At 75.0% G+C, this 19,500-nt stretch carries 16 protein-coding genes; 11 read left to right on the forward strand and 5 right to left on the reverse strand.

Features of this window, described 5'->3' with window-relative positions; genetic code table 11:
• The first annotated feature begins 6 nt into the window (after nt 1–6).
• The 4 genes from HHL19_RS29180 to HHL19_RS29195 are packed head-to-tail and all read left to right on the forward strand — an operon-like array spanning nt 7 to nt 3,755.
• Nucleotides 7–1,011 (forward strand): proline racemase family protein, encoded by a 1,005-nt coding sequence (locus HHL19_RS29180; RefSeq protein ID WP_169093361.1) that lies wholly within the window; start codon nt 7–9, stop codon nt 1,009–1,011.
• Nucleotides 999–2,054 (forward strand): proline racemase family protein, encoded by a 1,056-nt coding sequence (locus tag HHL19_RS29185; protein ID WP_346768550.1) that lies wholly within the window; start codon nt 999–1,001, stop codon nt 2,052–2,054. Before HHL19_RS29180 ends, HHL19_RS29185 begins: the two co-directional genes overlap by 13 nt.
• Nucleotides 2,051–2,989, forward strand: coding sequence for an ornithine cyclodeaminase family protein (locus tag HHL19_RS29190; protein WP_169093362.1), 939 nt, complete (start codon nt 2,051–2,053; stop codon nt 2,987–2,989). Before HHL19_RS29185 ends, HHL19_RS29190 begins: the two co-directional genes overlap by 4 nt.
• 49 nt (nt 2,990–3,038) lie before the next feature.
• Nucleotides 3,039–3,755, forward strand: a complete 717-nt coding sequence (locus tag HHL19_RS29195; RefSeq protein ID WP_169093363.1) for a GntR family transcriptional regulator — start codon at nt 3,039–3,041, stop codon at nt 3,753–3,755.
• A 73-nt stretch (nt 3,756–3,828) separates the two neighbouring features.
• Here the strand turns inward: HHL19_RS29195 and HHL19_RS29200 are convergent, their stop codons facing one another.
• The 3 genes from HHL19_RS29200 to HHL19_RS29210 all read right to left on the reverse strand — a co-directional run bounded on the left by HHL19_RS29200 (nt 3,829) and on the right by HHL19_RS29210 (nt 8,359).
• Entirely contained in the window at nt 3,829–5,274 is a 1,446-nt protein-coding gene (locus HHL19_RS29200; protein ID WP_169093364.1) for a glyceraldehyde-3-phosphate dehydrogenase, read from the reverse strand.
• Nucleotides 5,275–5,471: 197 nt separating this feature from the next.
• The gene (locus HHL19_RS29205; RefSeq protein ID WP_169093365.1) at nt 5,472–6,509 is read right to left on the reverse strand and encodes a serine hydrolase domain-containing protein; all 1,038 of its coding nucleotides are present in this window, start codon (nt 6,507–6,509) and stop codon (nt 5,472–5,474) included.
• A 98-nt stretch (nt 6,510–6,607) separates the two neighbouring features.
• Nucleotides 6,608–8,359, reverse strand: a complete 1,752-nt coding sequence (locus HHL19_RS29210; RefSeq protein ID WP_169093366.1) for a VanW family protein — start codon at nt 8,357–8,359, stop codon at nt 6,608–6,610.
• A 939-nt stretch (nt 8,360–9,298) separates the two neighbouring features.
• Between HHL19_RS29210 and HHL19_RS29215 the strand changes: the two genes are divergently transcribed.
• From HHL19_RS29215 to HHL19_RS29245, 7 genes are all read left to right on the forward strand, one after another.
• Complete coding sequence (locus HHL19_RS29215; RefSeq protein ID WP_169093367.1) at nt 9,299–10,099, forward strand: IclR family transcriptional regulator C-terminal domain-containing protein; 801 nt, start codon at nt 9,299–9,301, stop codon at nt 10,097–10,099.
• Nucleotides 10,100–10,145: 46 nt separating this feature from the next.
• The gene (locus HHL19_RS29220) at nt 10,146–10,475 is read left to right on the forward strand and encodes a putative quinol monooxygenase (protein ID WP_169093368.1); all 330 of its coding nucleotides are present in this window, start codon (nt 10,146–10,148) and stop codon (nt 10,473–10,475) included.
• Between the two features lie 124 nt (nt 10,476–10,599).
• Nucleotides 10,600–11,634: a LacI family DNA-binding transcriptional regulator gene (locus HHL19_RS29225; RefSeq protein WP_169093369.1), complete on the forward strand. Its 1,035-nt coding sequence runs from the start codon at nt 10,600–10,602 to the stop codon at nt 11,632–11,634.
• 160 nt (nt 11,635–11,794) lie between these two features.
• Complete coding sequence (locus HHL19_RS29230) at nt 11,795–12,865, forward strand: phosphatase PAP2 family protein (protein ID WP_169093370.1); 1,071 nt, start codon at nt 11,795–11,797, stop codon at nt 12,863–12,865.
• Between the two features lie 43 nt (nt 12,866–12,908).
• Nucleotides 12,909–15,128 (forward strand): NADP-dependent isocitrate dehydrogenase, encoded by a 2,220-nt coding sequence (locus tag HHL19_RS29235; protein WP_169093371.1) that lies wholly within the window; start codon nt 12,909–12,911, stop codon nt 15,126–15,128.
• 96 nt (nt 15,129–15,224) lie between these two features.
• The gene (locus tag HHL19_RS29240) at nt 15,225–15,515 is read left to right on the forward strand and encodes a hypothetical protein (protein WP_169093372.1); all 291 of its coding nucleotides are present in this window, start codon (nt 15,225–15,227) and stop codon (nt 15,513–15,515) included.
• A gap of 76 nt (nt 15,516–15,591) precedes the next feature.
• Nucleotides 15,592–17,184, forward strand: coding sequence for a sigma-70 family RNA polymerase sigma factor (locus tag HHL19_RS29245; RefSeq protein WP_169093373.1), 1,593 nt, complete (start codon nt 15,592–15,594; stop codon nt 17,182–17,184).
• A 13-nt stretch (nt 17,185–17,197) separates the two neighbouring features.
• On the opposite strand, the gene HHL19_RS29250 is transcribed toward HHL19_RS29245, so the two are convergent.
• Nucleotides 17,198–17,833, reverse strand: a complete 636-nt coding sequence (locus HHL19_RS29250) for a CAP domain-containing protein (RefSeq protein ID WP_346768577.1) — start codon at nt 17,831–17,833, stop codon at nt 17,198–17,200.
• A gap of 375 nt (nt 17,834–18,208) precedes the next feature.
• Nucleotides 18,209–19,108, reverse strand: a complete 900-nt coding sequence (locus HHL19_RS29255; RefSeq protein ID WP_169093374.1) for a universal stress protein — start codon at nt 19,106–19,108, stop codon at nt 18,209–18,211.
• Nucleotides 19,109–19,500: the final 392 nt, after the last annotated feature.

Here is a 19,500-nt window from a genome sequence, read left to right on the forward strand (position 1 = left end):
CAGCCCATGCGCACCCGACACGTCTACCACGCGGTGGACTCCCACACCGAGGGCATGCCCACCCGGGTGATCACCGGCGGAGTGGGGGTGATCCCCGGCGCCACCATGGCCGAGAAGCGCCTCCACTTCATGGCGCACCGCGACGACCTGCGCACCCTGCTCATGTACGAGCCCCGCGGCCACGCCGCCATGAGCGGTGCGATCCTCCAGCCCGCGACCCGCCCCGACGCCGACTACGGAGTCCTCTTCGTCGAGGTCTCCGGCCTGCTCCCGATGTGCGGCCACGGCACTATCGGCGTCGCCACCGTCCTCGTCGAGACCGGCATGGTCCCGGTCACCGAACCGGTCACCACCGTCCGCCTCGACACCCCGGCCGGACTCGTCTCCGCCGCCGTCCGCGTCGAGGACGGCGCCGCCCGCTCCGTCACCCTCACCAACGTCCCCGCCTTCAGCGTCGGACTCGACCTCAAGACCGAGGTCCCCGGGTACGGCACCGTCACCTACGACCTCGCCTACGGCGGCAACTTCTACGCCTTCGTGGAACTCGACGCCCTCGGCCTCCCCTTCGACCGCGCCCGCAAACAGGACCTGCTCACCGCCGGACTGGCGATCATGGACGCGATCAACGCGGGCGACGACCGGCCCGTCCACCCCGAGGACCCGGCCGTCGCCGGCGTCAAGCACGTCTACCTCGCCGCCCCCGGCTCCGACGCCCGCCGCTCCCGGCACGCCATGGCCATCCACCCCGGCTGGTTCGACCGCTCCCCGTGCGGTACCGGCACCAGCGCCCGCATGGCCCAGCTGCACGCCCGCGGACAGCTCGCCCTGGACACCGACTTCGTCAACGAGTCCTTCATCGGCACCGAGTTCACCGGGCGGCTCGTCGCCGAGACCACCGTCGGCGGCCGGCCCGCCGTCGTCCCCACCGTCACCGGACGGGCCTGGATCACCGGCACCGCCCAGTACTTCCTCGACCCCACCGACCCCTTCCCCGCCGGATTCCTGCTGTGACCGCACTCCCCGCGGACGGCGTCCGCGTCACCGACTACCACACCGCCGGCGAACCCTTCCGGATCGTCGCCGACGGCCTGCCGCCCGCCCCCGGCGACACCGTCGCCGAGCGGTGCGCCACCGCCATCGGCGCCGGCGGCTCCGGTACCGCCCCCCGCCCCGGCCCCCTGGACGCGCTGCGCCGGTTCCTCGTCCAGGAGCCGCGCGGCCACGCCGGCATGTACGGCGGATTCGTCGTCCCGCCCGACGACGACGGCGCCCATCTCGGCGTCCTCTTCTGGCACAAGGACGGCTTCTCCACCGCCTGCGGCCACGGCACCATCGCCCTCGCCGCCTGGGCCGTCGACACCGGCCGCGTCCCGGCCGGCGACGGCGACCGGGACGTGCCCGTCCGCATCGACGTGCCGTCCGGCCGGGTCACCGCCACCGTCCACCGGTCCGGCGGCCGCACCACCGGCGTCACCTTCCGGAACGTGCCCGCCCGGGTCACCGCCCGCAGGGTCCCCGTCGCCACCGGCCTCGGCATCGTCGAGGCCGACCTCGCCCACGCCGGCGCCTGCTACGCCTCCGTCTCCGCCCGCGAGCTCGGCCTCACCGTGGACAAGGCGTCCCTGCCCGCACTCACCCGGGTCGGACGGGAGATCCGCACCACGCTCGCCGGCCACCCCGCCACCTGGCACCCCGACGGGCCGCTGCTCTCCGGCGTCTACGGCGTCATCCTGTACGAGGACCTGCCCGACACCCCGGAAGGCCCGCGCCAGCGGAACGTCACCGTCTTCGCCGACGGCCAGATCGACCGCTCCCCGTGCGGCTCCGGCACCTCCACCCGGCTCGCCCTCCTCGCCGACCAGGGCAGCCTCAAGGAAGGCCAGGTCCTCACCCACGAGTCCGTCGCCGGCACGGTCTTCACCGGCCGCGTGCTGCCCGGCGGCGACCCCGACGGCGGACTCGTCACCGAGGTCACCGGCACCGCCCACCGCACCGGCGAGGCGCACTTCACGCTCGACCCGGACGACACCCTCGGCGCGGGGTTCCTCCTGTGACCGCGCTCCCGTACCTCGACGGCGGCGCCGTCACCCGGGCGCTCGCCCCGGCCGCCGCCGTCGAGGCCCTGGCCGGGGTCCTGCGGGACGGGCTCGACCCCGAGACCTGCCCGCCCCGCTCCGCCGTCCCCGTCCCGGCGGGCGAGCTGCTGCTCATGCCGGCCGCGGCCGGCGACTGGGCCGGGGTGAAGATCGCCGGGGTGGCGCCCGGCAACGCCGCCCTCGGACTGCCCCGGATCACCGGGAGCTACCTCCTCCTCGACGGGACCACCCTCCGGCCCCGCGCGCTGCTCGACGGCGCCGCCCTCACCGCGCTGCGCACCCCGGCCGTCTCCGCCCTGGCGGTCCGTCACCTCACACCGGGCGAGCGGCCGTTGCGGGTGGTGATGTTCGGCTCGGGACCGCAGGCGTACGGGCACGTTGACGCGCTCCTCGCGGTACGGAAGCTCGCCTCCGTCACCGTGGTCGCGCGCGACCCGGGGCGGGCCGAGGGACTCGCGGCGTACGCGCGGGGGATCGGCGTCCCCGAGGCTCGCCGCGGCACCGCCGCCGAGGTCGCGGAGGCGGACCTGGTGGTCTGCTGCACCACCGCCCGGACCCCGCTCTTCGACGGGCGGCGGGTGGCGCCCGGGGCGGTGGTCGTCGCCGTCGGCTCGCACGAGCCGGACGCCCGCGAGACCGACACCGCCCTGGTCCGCCGCTCCGAGGTCTGGGTGGAGGCGCGGACGGCGGCCCTGCGGGAGGCCGGCGACCTGCTGATCCCCGAGGCGGAGGGGGCGATCGGACCCGGCCACATCACCGGCACCCTCGCCGACCTCGTCCGGGGCCCGGCGCTGCCCGCCCCCGGGCCGGCCCCCCGCCTCTTCAAGAGCGTGGGCATGGCCTGGCAGGATCTCGCCGTGGCCGTCGCGGTCCACCGGGCGGCCACCGGCTGAGCAACGTGACATTGTACGCTGGGCGCCTGCGGATACTCGGAGGAACGGCGTGGGCGACCTGAAGCAGCACAGTCTCATCAAGGCCCAGGAGCGGCTTCGCGACCAGGTGGGCCACGCACTGCGCGCCGCCCTCACGGCCGGTGAGCTGAAGCCCGGGACCGTCTACTCGGCCCCGGGCCTCGCGGCCGAGCTCGGCGTGTCGGCCACGCCGGTGCGCGAGGCCATGCTCGACCTGGCCCGAGAGGGCCTCGTCGAGCCGGTCCGCAACAAGGGTTTCCGGATCACCGAGGTCAGCGAACGCGAGCTCGACCAGTGCACCGAGCTGCGGATGCTCATCGAGGTGCCCACGGTCGGCCGGGTCACCGAGACCGCGACGGCCGAGCAGCTGGAGGCGCTGCGCCCGCTGGCCGAGGAGATCGTGGTCAACGCCCGCGAGCACAACCTCATCGGCTATCTGGAGGCGGACCGGCAGTTCCACCTCACCCTCCTCGGCCTGTCCGGCAACGACCGGCTGGTGGAGACCGTGGGCGACCTGCGCAAGCGGTCCCGGCTCTACGGGCTGACCGGTCTGGACGAGGCCGGCAAGCTGGTCTCCTCCGCCGAGGAGCACGTCGAACTGCTCGACCTGATGATCGCCCGCGACCGGGCCGGCGCCGAGGCGTGCATGATGCGCCACCTCGGCCACGTCCGCTCGCTCTGGGCCGAGGCCCGGGACGAACCGGTCGAGCCGGCGGCCGGCGCCCTGCGCTCGGTCCGCAAGCGCTGATCCCGTACGACGAACGGCGCGCCGCACTCCGCGGGGGAGTGCGGCGCGCCGTTCGCGTGGGCGCGGGCGGGGATCAGACCGCCGGGGCCGGGAAGGTCGGGTACTCGACGCCCGAGACGTGCTGGACGACGCGGATGACCTGGCAGGAGTAGCCGAACTCGTTGTCGTACCACAGGTACAGGATCGCGTTGTCGCCGTCGACCTTGGTCGCGCCGGCGTCCACGATGGAGGCGTGGCGCGAGCCGACGAAGTCCATCGAGACGGCGTCGGGAGCCGTTGTGAAGTCGATCTGGCGCTTCAGCGGCGAGTGCAGCGAGACGTCGCGGAGGTACTCCAGGACCTCGTCGCGGGTGGTCTCGCGGCCCAGGCGCAGGCTGAGGATGGCGATCGAGACGTCCGGGACGGGGACGCGGATCGAGCTGCCGGTGATCGGGGCCTTCAGCTCCGGCAGCGCCTTGGCGACGGCCGAGGCGGCACCGGTCTCGGTGATCACCATGTTGAGCGGCGCGGAACGGCCGCGACGGTCGGCCTTGTGGTAGTTGTCCAGCAGGTTCTGGTCGTTCGTGAACGAGTGGACGGTCTCCACGTGACCGCGCAGCACGCCGTACTCGTCGTCCATCGCCTTGAGCGGCGGGACGATGGCGTTGGTGGTGCAGGAGGCGCAGGAGAGGATCTGCTCGTCCGGCTTGATCGTGTCGTGGTTGACACCGTGCACGATGTTGGGCACGTCGCCCTTGCCGGGCGCGGTGAGGACGACCTTGTCGATGCCGGGGCGCAGGTGCTTGGAGAGGCCCTCGCGGTCGCGCCACTTGCCGGTGTTGTCGATCAGGATGGCGTTCTCGATGCCGTACGCCGTGTAGTCGACCTCGGAGGGGTCGTTGGCGTAGATGACCTTGATCGTGTTGCCGTTGGCGACGATGGAGCTGTTCTCCTCGTCGACCGTGATCGTGCCCTGGAACTGGCCGTGGATCGAGTCCCGGCGCAGCAGGGAGGCGCGCTTGACGAGGTCGGCCTCGCCGCCGCCGCGCACGACGATGGCGCGCAGCCGCAGGCCGTTGCCCGAACCGGCCTTCTCGATGAGGAGGCGGGCGACGAGGCGGCCGATGCGGCCGAAGCCGTACAGGACGACGTCCCGGCCGTCACGGCGCTCGATCTTGTTCGCACCCGTGGCGCCGGCGACGGCCTCCGCGGTGAACTCCTCGACCGTCAGGCCGCGCGAGTCGGCCTTGTACTCGGCGGCGAGCATGCCGATGTCGATCTGCGAGGGGCCGAGGTCGAGCGTGGTGAGCGTCTGCAGGAAAGGCAGCGTCTCGGTGACCGAGAGCTCCTCGCCGGCGATCTGGCGGGCGAAGCGGTGCGTCTTGAGGATGCTGACGACCGACTTGTTCACCAGGGAGCGGCTGTGAACGAGGACGGTGACGTCCTGCTCACGGTGCAGCTTCCCGATGATCGGGATCATCGACTCCGCGATCTCCTCACGGTTCTTCCAGCTGGTGAACGAGTCATCATTGACAGTCACAAGATTTATCTTTCGAGCTAGACGGCGCTCATATGGTAACCCGCAGGTCCTCGACCCCGACAAGGGGCCCCGAACGTGTGTCCGCGAGCTCACACTTCCGGCCCCGCGAACCGGTCCGCGACCAGCCGCCGCAGCTCCGCCGCTGGGCTGCGAGGCGTAGGGCCCGCCGGCAGCGCGGCCCGCCGCCCGCGCGGGGCTCACGCGAAGGCGTACGCCCGGAAGGCCTCGCGGACCCGCGCCAGCGGAGCCGGGTCCCGGGTCACGTACAGCCGGTTGGTGAGCAGCACCGCCCAGCGGGCGCGGGCGGGGGAGACCCACATCGCGGTGCCGGTGAAGCCGAAGTGCGCCCACACGTCGTCTCCGGGCCCGGTGCCCGGCGCCGGATGCCACAGCAGGCCGCGCGGCGGGTCGAGGGCGCCCGTGCCGACGCGCAGGGAGGCGGCCGTCCAGGCGGGCGAGAAGGTGCCGGACGGCGGGGACAGCACCCCGCGCAGGAAGCGGCCGGTGTCCCCGGCCGTGGTGAACACCCCGGCGATCCCGCACGCCCCGCCGAGGAGCCGGGCGGAGAAGTCGTGGACCGTGCCGCGCAGCCGGCGGCCGGACTCCTCGTCGTACTCGGTGGGCGCGCAGCGGGCCGCCTCCGCCGGCGGCAGCGGGCCCCAGCGGGTCTCCCGCATGCCCAGCGGCGTCCACACCCGCTCGCGCGCCAGCTCGGCCAGCGGCCTGCCGGTCAGGTGCTCGGCCAGCCAGCCGAGGACCAGCGCCGCCCGGTCGGTGTACGCGACGGCCGCGCCGGGCGGGTGCCGCAGCGGCTCCGAGAGCACCCCGTCCCTGATGTCCTGCGGATCGGAGCCGTACAGGAAGCGCAGATTGGCGCGGAGCGGCATCCCGGCGGTGTGGGTGAGCAGGTGGTGCGCGGTGACCCGGCCCACCGGGCGGCCGGCCGCCGCCGGCCAGAGGGAGCCGAGCGGCGCCGACAGGTCCAGCTTCCCCGCGTCGACCAGGGTCCCGGTCACCGCCCAGACCGTGAGGATCTTGGTGAGGCTGGCCACGTCGAAGAGGGTGTCCGGGCGCACCGGCTCCCCGGGGCGGGCCGGGTCGAGGACGCCGACCGCGCCGGCGGAGCGCGTACCGGAGACATCGCCGACCGCCCACACGGCCCCCGGGCACACGCCGTCCTGGACGGCCCCGGCCAGCAGCCGGGCGTAGGGGGGAACCTCGCTGCGCTCCGCCACGGACGCCTCCGGCAGGGCTCGGAGCGGCCCCGGACCGGCCGCACCCGGGATGCATGCCCGCGTTCGGCGGGGAGGACACCGTTCCGGCCCGGACGGCGTCAGTCTGTGGCCGGCTTGCAGACGACCTCGTCGCGCGGGGTGTAGTGGGTCTTGAACGTCTGCCGCTTCACTTCCTCGCCGCCGTTCCTGAAGACCCGGTCGACGGCGATGTCGAAGCCCTCCAGAGGCTCCTGCGGCACGCACGTCTCGCCGGTGACCTCCCGCTTCTCCGGCTTCGTGACGTCGGTGCGCGGTCCGGCCACCGCCTCCACGGAGTCGTACTTCTTGGTGCCGTAGAAGGTGATGGTCACCGAGGAGTCCGTGGCGCTCGCCGCGATGTAGATCGGCTTGCCGGAGTCGTTGCGGAACTTCTGGTCCAGGCTGCCCCAGGCGACGGTCGCCTCCCGGCCGGCCGGGTAGCGCTCGATGTAGAAGGAGTGGGCGCCGTACTCGACCGGCTGCACGCCGGCGAAGAAGACCGCGTTGAAGACGGTGGTCGCCACCGCCGACACACCGCCGCCGGGCGCCTCCTGGTAGCGGCCGTCGAGGATCATCGTGCCGTCGACGAAACCGTTCTCCTCGGTGCGTTCGCCGACCGTCTCGTTGAAGCTCCACACCTCGCCCGGCCGCACGAGGGAGCCGTTGATCAGCTCGGCGGCCCGGCCGATGTTGATCGTCCGGTAGGGCGCGGTGGGGAAGTTCACGGTGAAGGTCGACATCTGCTCCTTCACGCCGAGCGAGTCGAGGGTGGCGGAGCTCACCTGCGGCTGGGTGACCTTGGTGGCCACGGCGGCGGTACGGGCCGCGTCCCCGGTACGGGTGAGCAGCGGGTCCACGGCGGCGGCGAGCGACTTCTCGGTCACCTCGCGCCCCGGCTTGCCCTCCTTCACCACGACGACCTTGCCGTCCCGCACGCCGAGGGTGCCCTCCACCGGCGCGCCCGTCATGGTGGCCAGCGGGCGGGCGACGTCCGGGTCGCGCAGCAGGGCCGTGGTGTCGAGGGAGCCGGTCAGCCGGCCGCCGTCGTTCTTTACGGTCAGATGGTCGCCGAGGGTCTCGGGGGAGATCCGCAGGCGCTCCTCGCCCACGGTGAGCGTCACCGGGCCGGAGACGGCCGGCCGGGCGTACGCGTCGAGGAAGCGGGTCAGCTCGGCGGCGGGCAGCTTCGGCTCGGTGAGCGACACCGGCAGGGCGACGGCGGCGGCGCCGGGGGCGGCCGGGTAGGCGGCCCGCAGGGCCTCGGCGGCCTTCGCGGTGTCCAACTTCTGCCCCGTGACGGGCCGGGTGGCGACGGCCTCGCCGTCCCTGAAGGAGACCGAACCCTCCTTGACGGCCCGGTCGTTCTTCTTCGCCAGCGCGGCGACGGCCGCGTCGGTCTTCGCCGTGTCCTGGGCGAGGACCGGCTCGATCTCGCGGTCGCCGGAGGAGAAGAGGCGGCCGATCACGGTGAAGGGGTCCCTGGACGGGTCGGCGGCCCGCTCGGCCGTCGCCTCCGCGTCGACCGTGAGCCCGGCGGCGGCCGGGGAGACGCTCTCCGTGCGCTCGCCGACCCGCACCGCGATCGGCGCGGTCCACGCGGCCGGGGCCTGCGCCCGCAGCCGCTCGGCGGCCTCGGCCTTGCTCAGGCCGCCTATGTCGACACCGCCCGCCCGGGTGCCGGCGGATATGTCGTCGCCGGTGGCCACGAGACCGGCCACGTAGAGACCGCCCGCCGCGACGGCGACGACGCCCGTGGCGATCGCGGCCGTCCGCCACCGTGGGCGGTCCGCGGCAGCGGGCGTCGGGGCATGGTCGGTCCTGGGGCGGGGCACACGTTCTCCCGGTGCGTCGGGGACAAAGGGATCCTCACGAAGGTACGTCGAAAGAGTGTCAAATGCACATAAAGCTGCCCTGACCTGCACGAATACCACCCGCGACGCCCTCGCCACGGAGGGTGCGGCCCCCACCCCCGCAGGTGCCGCCCCGCCCCCGCCGGGCGCCCGCCGCACGGCCGCCACGGGGCGACCCCGAAGCCCACCGCGCCTGCCGCCCCGGGCTCGCCCGGAAGGCACGCCCCCGGGTCCTGCCCGGAGGCCGGCTATTCGGGCCGACCCGAGCAGCGCCCCAGAGCATCGCGCCGGGCGCGCCGGAAACCGGCCGTGCGGGCTGCCCGGGCCTGCCCGGACTTTGTTGCGGGGGCCGCCCCCCGGGACGCTCCTCTGGGTGGCGGCCTGGGCCGCCCCCCTGGGCCGCCCCTGGGCCGGGCCCGGGCGGGCCCGGCCCAGGGGCGGCCCGGCCGGCTCACTTGCCGGGTGCCCGCCGTGCGGGCTGCCTCCGGGCACGGCGGGAGCCCGTCGCGGTCTGCCGCCCCGGGCTTGCCCGGAAGGGTCGTGCCCGGGTTGTGCCCGGAGGGCGGCCGGGCGGGCCCACCCGAATCGCGCCCCGGAGCGTCGTGCCGGGCGTCCGCCGTGCGGGCTGCCTCCGGGTGCGGCGGGAGCTCGTTGCGCCTGCTGCTCCGGGCTTGCGCGGAAGGGGTGTCCCCGGGTTCTGCCTGGAGGTCGGGGCGCGGGTTGTCCCGGGTCTGCCCGGAGTCGGGCGGGCGGGTCCATCTGAGCCGGCGTCCCGGAGCGTCGCCCTGGGGATGCGACGTGCGGGCCGTCCTCGGGCCCGTTCCGGACCCGCCCCGTAGGGGGTTCCCTCAGGGGCCACCGGGAGTCCGTCCTTCACGCCGCCGCCAGGACCACGCAGGCCCCCGCCGCTACCCTGGTCGGATGCCCGCCGACGCCCCGCTCCCGTACTCGCATCCGCAGGATCAGCCGCACCGGGGAGGCGGTGGGCCGCGGTCCGTGGAGCGGGCGTTGGAGTTGCTCGATCTGGTCGCCGACGCCGGGCGGGCCGTCGGGGCCAAGGCGCTCGCGCGGAGCCTCGGCTGCTCGCTCTCGACCGTCTACCACCTGGCGGGGCCGCTGCTCGCGCGCGGGCACCTCGTCCGTACCGCCGAGGGATACGCCCCCGGGCCCCGCGTCCCGGCCCTGCACCGCGCCCATCTCCGCCACCACGGCCTCGGCGCGCCCACGGGCGAGCTGCTCGGGCGGCTGCGCCGGGCGACCGGCGCGGAGGCGTACCACACGGCCTACCGCGACGGCCTGATCACGGTCGTCGACACCACCGCCCCCGTCACCGACACCGCCCACCCCTTCACCCCCGGCCCGGAGGCCCGCGCGCACGCCACCGCCCATGGCAAGGCGCTCCTCGCCGCCCTGCCGCGCGCCCGGCGCCGCCGCTACCTCGCCGAGCACGGCATGGCCCGCTTCACCGAGCGGACCATCACCGGCGCCGAACGCTTCGAGGCCGAGATGGCCGCCGTCCGCGGCCAGGGCTACGCCGTCTCCGTCGGCGAGGCGGACCTCGCGTACACCTGCCTCGCGGTCGCCGTGCCCGACCGCGGCGACGGCATCGTGCACGCCCTCTCCGTCTCCCTGCCCACCGCGGACTTCGCCCGCCGCCAGGGCGCCGTCCGGGCCGCCCTGGCCCGCGCCGTACCGGACTTTCCGGCCCTGCCGGAATCCTGACCGTCCGGCCTGGCCCGTACCGGGCCGCCCGGCGCAGCCTGACCGCATGATCTTCATCGCCGTCCGCTTCACCGTCCGCCCCGACCTCGCCGACCAGTGGCTCGACCTGGTCGCCGACTTCACCGCCGCCACCCGCGCCGAGCCGGGCAACCTCTTCTTCGACTGGTCCCGCGGCGTCGACGACCCCAACGTCTTCACCCTCCTGGAGGGGTTCGTCGACGACGAGGCCGGCGCCGTCCACGTCGGCTCCGACCACTTCGCCGCCGGACTCGCCGCCATGGCCGGGGCCGTCGCCACCACCCCCGAGATCATCAACGTGAAGACGGAGCAGCCGGGCTGGGGCCCGATGGCGGAACTCGCGCCCACCGGCGCCTGACCCGGAGACCCCCCACCCGCCCACGCCTGACCCACCGGCGCCCGTCCGCCCGCCTGATAGGTTCGCCGCACAGTACGGGCGGTCGAGCGGGCGGCGGGCCCGGGGCCGAGGGGAGAAGCGGCACATGGCGGTGAGCGGGCGACAGACCGGCAGGCCCACCCTGGAGGAGGTCGCGGCCCGGGCCGGAGTCGGCCGCGGCACCGTCTCCCGGGTCATCAACGGCTCCCCGAAGGTGAGCGAACAGGCCAAGGCGGCCGTCGAGCAGGCCGTCGCCGAACTCGGCTACATCCCCAACCGCGCCGCCCGCGCCCTCGCCGGCAGCCGCACCGACGCCGTCGCCCTCGTCGTCCCCGAGACCGAGGCCCGGATCTTCGCCGAACCGTACTTCCTCGACATCATCCGCGGCGTCAGCGGTGAACTCGCCGCCGCCGACAAGCAGTTGCTGCTCACCCTGATCCGCAGCGACCAGGAGCGCCAGCGCTTCGAGCAGTACCTCGCCGCCCAGCGCGTCGACGGCGTCCTGCTCGTCTCCGTGCACGCCGACGACCCGCTGCCCGACCAGGTCCGCGCCCTCGGCCTGCCCGCCGTCCTCAACGGCCGCCGCCGCGAGGACGAGCCCGTCGCCTTCGTCGACTCCGACAACACCGGCGCGGGCCGCACCGCCGTCGCCCACCTCGCCGCCGCCGGCCGCGGCCGCATCGCCACCGTCACCGGCCCCCTCGACATGTACGGCGCCCGCTGCCGCCTCGACGGCTACCGCGAGGGCCTCGCCGAGGCCGGGCTCCCCGCCGACGACGCGCTCGTCGCCACCGGCGACTTCACCGAGGAGGGCGGCCGGCGCGCCATGCGCGAACTCCTGGACCGCGCCCCGGACATCGACGCCGTCTTCGCCGCCTCCGACGTGATGGCGGCCGGCGCCCGGGCCGTGCTGCGCGAGGTCGGCCGCCGCGTCCCCGAGGACGTCGCCCTCGTCGGCGTCGACGACTCCCCGGTCGCCCGCCTCATGGACCCGCCGCTCACCAGCGTCCGCCAGCCCATCGAGGAGATGGGCCGCACCATGGCACGCATGCTCCTCGACGAGATCGCCTCCCCGAGCGACCCCGAGGACCAGCCCCGCCGGATGCTCCCCACCGAACTCGTCGTCCGCGCCTCCTCCTGACGCCTGACGCCCGCCACCCGCTGCCCGCCGTCCGCGGCCTCCCCCTCGTCCGCGCCGTCGTCGCGCGGCGCGGACCCCGTGAGGGCCGAATCCGCTCCCCGGCATGTCGTTCGGGCGATCCCAGCAGGCGGCGCGGGCGCGCGTGGGTTCGAATCGGGGCATGGCTTCCTACGACAGGCGCATAGGCGGCTCCCCGAGGCCGCCGAAGGCCGGTGACACCTGGTGGTACGCCGCCGTGGCCGGCGAGGCCGCGGACTCCTTCAGCACCCGCGTCCGCACCCGGACCCGGCGTGCCTGCCTCGGGGCCGTCCTGCTGCTCACCCTCGTCTACGCCGGACTCGTGCTCACCGCCACCGGCCGCCGCTGGGGCGACGCCGCCGTGACCGGCCGGCGCGCCGACACCCGCGTCGCCGACTTCGTCCGCGACCACCCCTCGCTCGCCGGCGCCGCCACCCTCTCCCTCGTCCTCGCCTGCGTCCTCCTCGTCGGCCTCGGCGCGCTGCGCAAGCGGTACGCGCTCACCGGAGCCGCCGCCGGAGCCGTCGCCGTCGCCCTCGCGGTCACCGGACTCCTCCAGCGGTACGCCCCCCGCCCCCCGCTCGCCGACGGCGCCGGGGCGCTCGTGCCCAGCGGCTTCCCCAGCGCCACCGCCACCCTCGCCTTCGGGGTCGCCTTCGCCCTCCCGCTGCTCGTGCCCCGGCGCTCGCGGGGCCTCGTCACCGGCGCCGCCACCCTGTGGGCGATCCTCCTCGGCGCGTACTCGATCGCCGTCGGCGACCACCGCCCCGGCGACGTCATGGCCGCCGCGCTGCTCGCCCTCGCCGTCCAGTGCGGACTGATCGCCCTGCTCGCCCGCCGCGGCAAGGTCCGCCCCGGCGCCCGGCGCGGCGCCACCCTGCGCGGCCTCCCCACCACCCTGCCGCTCGCGCTCGTCGCCGCCGGCGGGCTCGTGGCCGGATTCCTACTCCTCGGCGACACCCTCGGACTGCCCGCCACCGCCCCGTACGACCCCGACGAGCTCCGCCTCGCCCACCGCTGCGGCCAGGCCCTCGCCGCCGGCGTCGGCGCCGCCGCAGGACTGGCCCTGCTCGCCCTCGTCCGCCACGTCGACCTGGACGGAGGGCCCGCCTCGTACCGGCTCGGAGGCCCCTTCGTGGAGGACTCCGGAGTCCCCGACCAAGGTGAGCTCGTGGGGCCCTTTACGGAGAACCGCGATCACGAGATATCTTGATGTCGAGCAATCTCGCATACGCAGACGTGGAGCGGAGCACCTGGTGACTGACTCGACCATCATCTACACCCACACCGACGAGGCGCCTGCCCTGGCGACGTACTCGTTCCTGCCCGTGATCCAGGCGTACGCCTCCACGGCAGGTGTCACGGTCGAGACGCGTGACATCTCGCTCGCGGGCCGCATCATCGCGAGCTTCCCCGAGTTCCTCCAGGAGGAGCAGCGCATCGGCGACGCCCTCGCCGAGCTCGGCGAGCTGGCCAAGACCCCCGAGGCCAACATCATCAAGCTGCCGAACGTCTCGGCCTCGATCCCGCAGCTGAAGGCCGCGATCGCCGAGCTCCAGGCGCAGGGCTACGCCCTCCCGGACTACCCGGACGACCCGAAGACGGAGCAGGACGAGGACGTCCGCGCCCGCTACGACAAGATCAAGGGCTCGGCCGTCAACCCGGTCCTGCGCGAGGGCAACTCCGACCGCCGCGCCCCCGGTTCGGTCAAGAACTACGCGAAGAACCACCCGCACCGCATGGGCGTCTGGACCTCCGAGTCCAAGACGAACGTCGCCACCATGGGCGAGAACGACTTCGCGTCCACGGAGAAGTCCGTCGTCCTCGCCAAGGACGACACCCTCCGCTTCGAGTTCACCGCCGCCGACGGCACCACCACCGAGCTGCGCGCGCCGCTCAAGGTGATCGCCGGCGAGGTCGTCGACGCCGCCGTCATGCGCGCCGCCGCCCTGCGCACCTTCCTCGGCGAGCAGGTCGCCCGCGCCAAGGCCGAGGGCGTGCTCTTCTCCGTGCACCTCAAGGCCACCATGATGAAGGTCTCCGACCCGATCATCTTCGGCCACGTCGTGCGCGCCTTCTTCCCGAAGACCTTCGCCCAGTACGGCGAGGCGCTGGCCGCCGCCGGCCTCTCCGCCAACGACGGCCTCGGCACGGTCCTGAACGGCCTCGACGCCCTCCCGAACGGCGCCGAGATCAAGGCCTCCTTCGACGCCGAGCTCGCCGAGGGCCCGGCCCTCGCCATGGTCGACTCCGACAAGGGCATCACCAACCTGCACGTGCCGTCCGACGTCATCGTCGACGCCTCGATGCCGGCCATGATCCGCACCTCGGGCCACATGTGGGGCGCGGACGGCCAGGAGGCCGACACCCTCGCCGTCCTCCCGGACCACAGCTACTCCGGCGTCTACCAGGCCGTCATCGAGGACTGCCGCGCCCACGGCGCCTTCGACCCGGCCACCATGGGCTCCGTCCCGAACGTCGGCCTCATGGCGCAGAAGGCCGAGGAGTACGGCTCCCACGACAAGACCTTCGAGATCGCCGAGGCCGGCACCGTCCGCCTCGTCGACTCCGAGGGCACCGTCCTCCTGGAGCAGGAGGTCGCCGCCGGCGACATCTTCCGCGCCTGCCAGACCAAGGACCTCCCGATCCAGGACTGGGTGAAGCTCGCCGTCACCCGCGCCCGCGCCACCGGCGCCCCGGCCGTCTTCTGGCTGGACGAGGAGCGCGGCCACGACGCGCAGATCATCGCCAAGGTCAAGCAGTACCTCCCGGAGCACGACACCGAGGGCCTGGACATCCGGATCCTGTCCCCGATCGAGGCGACGAAGTTCTCCCTGGAGCGCATCCGCCGCGGCGAGGACACCATCTCCGTCACCGGCAACGTCCTCCGCGACTACCTGACCGACCTCTTCCCCATCCTGGAGCTGGGCACCAGCGCCAAGATGCTGTCGGTCGTCCCGCTGATGGCGGGCGGCGGCCTCTGCGAGACCGGCGCCGGCGGCTCCGCCCCGAAGCACGTCCAGCAGCTCGTCAAGGAGAACTACCTCCGCTGGGACTCCCTCGGCGAGTTCTTCGCGCTGGCCGCCTCCTTCGAGCACCTGGCCACCACCACGGGCAACGCCCGCGCCCAGGTCCTCGCGGACACCCTGGACCGCGCCACCGGCACCTTCCTCAACGAGGACAAGTCGCCGACCCGTCGCGTCGGCGGCATCGACAACCGCGGCAGCCACTTCTACCTGGCCCTGTACTGGGCCCAGGAGCTGGCCAAGCAGACCGAGGACGCCGAGCTGGCCAAGGCCTTCGCCCCGCTCGCCGAGACGCTCTCCGCCAACGAGCAGAAGATCGTCGACGAGCTGAACGCCGTCCAGGGCGCCCCGGCCGAGATCGGCGGCTACTACCAGCCCGACCCGGCCAAGGCCGCGGCCGTGATGCGCCCGTCCGCAACGTTCAACGAGGCCGTCGCGTCCCTCGCCTGATCCGGCACCCGACGCACACCGCCCCGGCCGGAACGATTCCGGCCGGGGCGGTCGCGTCGGTGGCGCATACGCCATCCGGGTGTGACCCTGGAGGGCATGAGCTGGGCATCTTGGACGACCGCCGGTGTCTACACCGGGCGTGGTGGGGTGCTGACCGTCGAAGGCGGAATCGTCACGGGCGACCTGACCGTGCACACGACCTTCGCCGACGGTGAGGCACGCGTGGCCGTGCAGTACAGCGGCGCCTCCGACTGGTTCACCATGTCGGGAAGTCCCGTCCCCTGTTCCTCGGAGAAGGAGAGCCGTGAACTCCACGACGCGGTCGTGGAGGCGGTGAGAGAGGGCGCCGGGGCCACCGTCCCCCGCCTGCCCCATCCGACCGGCTAGAAAAGTGTTATCCCCACCCGGCGCCACGCGTCTCCAGCAGGACGGGGACAGGACCGGGCACGAGGGAGCACCATCCATGCACAGCGACGAGCAGCGCACCACCGCCCTGGTGGAGGCGGCCCGCGCGGGCGATCCGCACGCCAGGGAGGACCTGGTACGCGCCTTCCTGCCGCTCGTCCACGCCATCGTGGGGCGCGCCCTCGACGGCCATGCCGACACCGACGACATCGTGCAGGAGACCCTGGTCAGGGCCCTCGACGGGCTGCCCGGGCTCCGCGACCCCGAGCGCTTCCGGTCCTGGCTCGTCGCCATCGCCATGAACGGGGTGCGCCGCCGCTGGCGGGAACGCAGCCAGGCACCCGTGCCCGGCCTCGACCGGGCCGTCGGCCTCGCCGACCCGGCGGGCGACTTCACCGACCTCACCATCCTCCGCCTGGGCCTCACCGGACAGCGCCGCGACGTCGCCCGCGCCACCCGCTGGCTCGACGAGGACGACCGCGAGCTGCTCTCCCTGTGGTGGCTGGAGGCCGCCGGGGAACTGACCCGCGCGGAACTCGCCGAGGGCCTCGGGCTGCCCCCGGCCCACACCGCCGTCCGCGTCCAGCGCATGAAGGAACGGCTGGAGACCGGCCGGGCCGTCGTCGGCGCCCTCGACGCCGACCCCCGCTGCCCCGGCCTCGCCGCCACCCTCGCCCCCTGGGACGGCCGCCCCTCCCCGCTGTGGCGCAAACGCATAGCCCGCCACCTCCGCGACTGCCGCACCTGCGCGACCGGCAACGCCCGCCGGGGCCTCGCCCCCGTCGAGGGCCTCCTCGTCGGCATCGGCCTGGTCCCGCCCGTCGCCGGCGCCCTCCTCGACGCGGGTACGACCCCGGCACTCGCGGCGGAACCGGCGGGAGCGGCGAGCGCGGCGAACGCGGCGAGCGAGGCGGAGCCGTCGGGGGCGGCGGGCGTGCCGGAGCCGTCGGGCGCGGCGGAGTCCGCCGGGGCCCAAGCCGCGCCGTACTGGTCGACCGGGCGCCGCGCCGGAGCCGCGGGAGCCGCCGGGGTCGCGGCCGTCGCCGTGCTCGGCGCGCTCGTGCTCACCCTCCCCGGGGCGACCGAGCCCCCGCCCGCGCCCCGCCCCGCCGCCGCACCACCCGCCACCACCCCCGCGGCGACGACGCCCCCGCCCACCCCCACACCGAGCACCGTCACCACCGCCGCCACCCGCCCGGCGCCGCCCACCCGCACGCCCACGACCACCCCGCCCACCCCGGCCCGCACCACCCCACCACCCCCGGCCGACCCGGGCGAACGCGTCACCGAGCTGGTCAACCGGCTCCGGGCGGACGCCGGTTGCGCCCCGCTGCGCACCGACCCCCGGCTCACCGCCGCCGCCCGCGCCTACGCCCGGGACATGACGACCCGCGGCTACTACGGCCACGCCAGCCCCGAGGGCGAGTTCGCGGACACCCGGATGACCGAGGCCGGCTACCGCTGGTCGGCCTGGGCGGAGAACCTCGCCGAAGGACAGAAGGACCCGGCCTCCGTCGTCGCCGGCTGGCGGGACGACGCCGGGCACGCGCGCAACATGCTCGACTGCTCCTACCGCGACACCGGAGTGGCCGCCGCGCCCGGCCCGCGCGGCACGGTCTGGGTGCAGAAACTGGCCGCGCCCGCGAACTGACCCCGGCGCCCGGTCAGTCCTTCGTGCCGAAGTCCTGCACCCACCACGGCCCGTCGGCGGTCAGCGCCACGCCGACCCCGATGTCGCGGAACGAGCAGTTGAGGATGTTCGCCCGGTGCGCCGGGCTGTCCATCCAGTCGTCCATCGCCCGCTGCGGGGTCTTCGGCCCCTTGTGGATGTTCTCGCCCCACGCCGACCAGCTGTAGCCCGCCCGCGTCATCCGGTCGCCGCCGTCGCGCCCCTCGGGGCTGTCGTGGGCGTAGTAGTCGCGCGCCGCCATGTCGTCGGCGTGCCCCTGGGCGGCCCGGGCGAGCCGCGCCTCCGACCGCAGCGGGCCGCAACCCGCTCGGTCCCGTTCGGCGTTGGCGAGGGCGATGACGTCCTGGACATAGCGGGAGGCGCGCGCCGGAACCGTCACCGGAGCGGCGGCCACCGCCCCCGTCTGGGGCGCGAGCCCGTCGGAGGCCCTCCCGTCCTGCGCCCCGGCGCGGGCCGGGGGCGAGGCGGGGACCCGGGTGGGGTGGGACGGGGGTGGGGCCTCGGCGGCGGGGGGCCTGGCCGCGCGGGGGGCGGGAGCCGTGGGCGGGTGGGCCGCGTACAGACCGAGGAGGACGGTGACGACGGTGGCGGCCGTGCCCGCGGCGAGCACCGACGCGGCGAAGCCAGGCCGGGGGAGCCCGCGACGCCGGACCGGACCGCCGCGGCGGTGGCGGCCGGAGGCGGGGGAGTGGGGGACGAGGTGGTGGGGGGCGGGTTCGTGAGGGTCGGGTTCGTGGGGTTCGTGGGGTTCGGGGGGGTCGGAAGGGTCGGGACCGGGGGGACCGTCGTACCGCATGGGGCTCCGCTCTCTCGCCTGCGCCGCCGTCCGGTCCGGGGTCCGTGGGCCCCGGGGCGACGGGGGCAAGGCTTTCCGCCCTCCCGCGCCCCGACACCCGACGTCAACCCGGTGAGTCAACTGTCCGCGTCAACCCGCCGCACCGGCTTGACGTGAGGGCCGAACGGGTGCACCACGTCGGAGCGGGCCTCAGCCCTGGGGGACGACGGCCACCGGGCAGGGGGCCAGGTGCAGCGCCGCGTGGGCCACCGAGCCGATCCGCCCGCCCAGCGCGCCGCGCTTGGCGCGACGGCCGACCACGAGGAGCTGCGCGGCCCCGGAGGTGGTGAGGAGGACCTGGCCGGCGCTGCCGAGTTCGACGTGTTCGGTCACCGGGACGTGCGGGTACCGCTCGCGCCAGGGCGCGAGCGCCTCGCGCAGCGCCTTCTCCTCGAAGGGCACCAGGCCGCCGGAGTCGTCGGCGAGCCGCAGCGAGGCCGGACTGAACGCGTACAGCGACGGCAGGCTCCAGGCGCGCACCGCGCGGATCGCGGCGCCCCGCGCGTCGGCGGTCTCGAAGGCGAACCGCAGCACCTCCTCGCTGTCCTCCGGGCTGCCCTGCTGGCCCACCAGGATCTCGCCCGTGGGCGGTTCGGCCGCCCGGTCGTCGCGGGCGCGGACGGCGACCACCGGCCGGCTCGCGGCGGCGATGATCTGCTGCCCGTACGAGCCGAGCAGGAAGCCGGCCACCGCCCCGTGCCCGCGCGAGCCGATGACCAGCATCCCGGCGCCGTCCTGCGCGGCGAGCAGCGCCGCGACCGGCGTGTCCGTCAGCACCTCGGCCGTGACGGCGAGGCCCGGGTGCCGTGCCGTGACGTCCCGCTCCGCCGCCCGCACCACCGCCTCGGCCGCCTGCTCCTGCGCGCCCTGGTCCTGGACCAGCGGCAGGTCGAGCGGCTCCCAGCGCCAGGCGTGCGCGAGCCGCAGCGCGACCCCCCGGTGCTCGGCCTCCCGCGCCGCCCACTCCGCGGCGGCGAGACTCTCCGGCGATCCGTCCACCCCGGCCACGATCTCCGTCCCGGTACGGAACTCCTGGGCCTCGCGACTCATCCGACGTCCTCCCTGACAGCACGCGACGGGTCCGGCCCGGCGGCCGGTCCCCTTCCACCTCCAGCTTGGGCCCATCGGCCGTCGGAGGCGAGGGCCGGAGGCCCCGACATGCCGGACCGTCCGTCCCCGGGGTCAGGCGGTGCGGGCCAGCCGGGTGCGGCCGTCGTGGAGGCAGTGGTCGCCGATGTCGCGGAGCCGGTGGGCGGGGCGGGCGCGGGCGGCGAGGGCGCGGGCGTTGCGCCGGAAGCGGTCGAAGCCGGGGCCGCCGCCCCCGGCGCCCTCGACGAGCTCCAGGATGCGGGTGGTCAGCCGGACGGCCGTCCGGCCGGTGACGGTCTCGGCGGCGGCGACCAGGGCGGCGAGGTCGGCGCGCTCCTCGACACCGAGCGTCC

It is taken from the genome of Streptomyces sp. R302 (genome assembly GCF_012927245.1).
GTDB lineage: Bacteria > Actinomycetota > Actinomycetes > Streptomycetales > Streptomycetaceae > Streptomyces.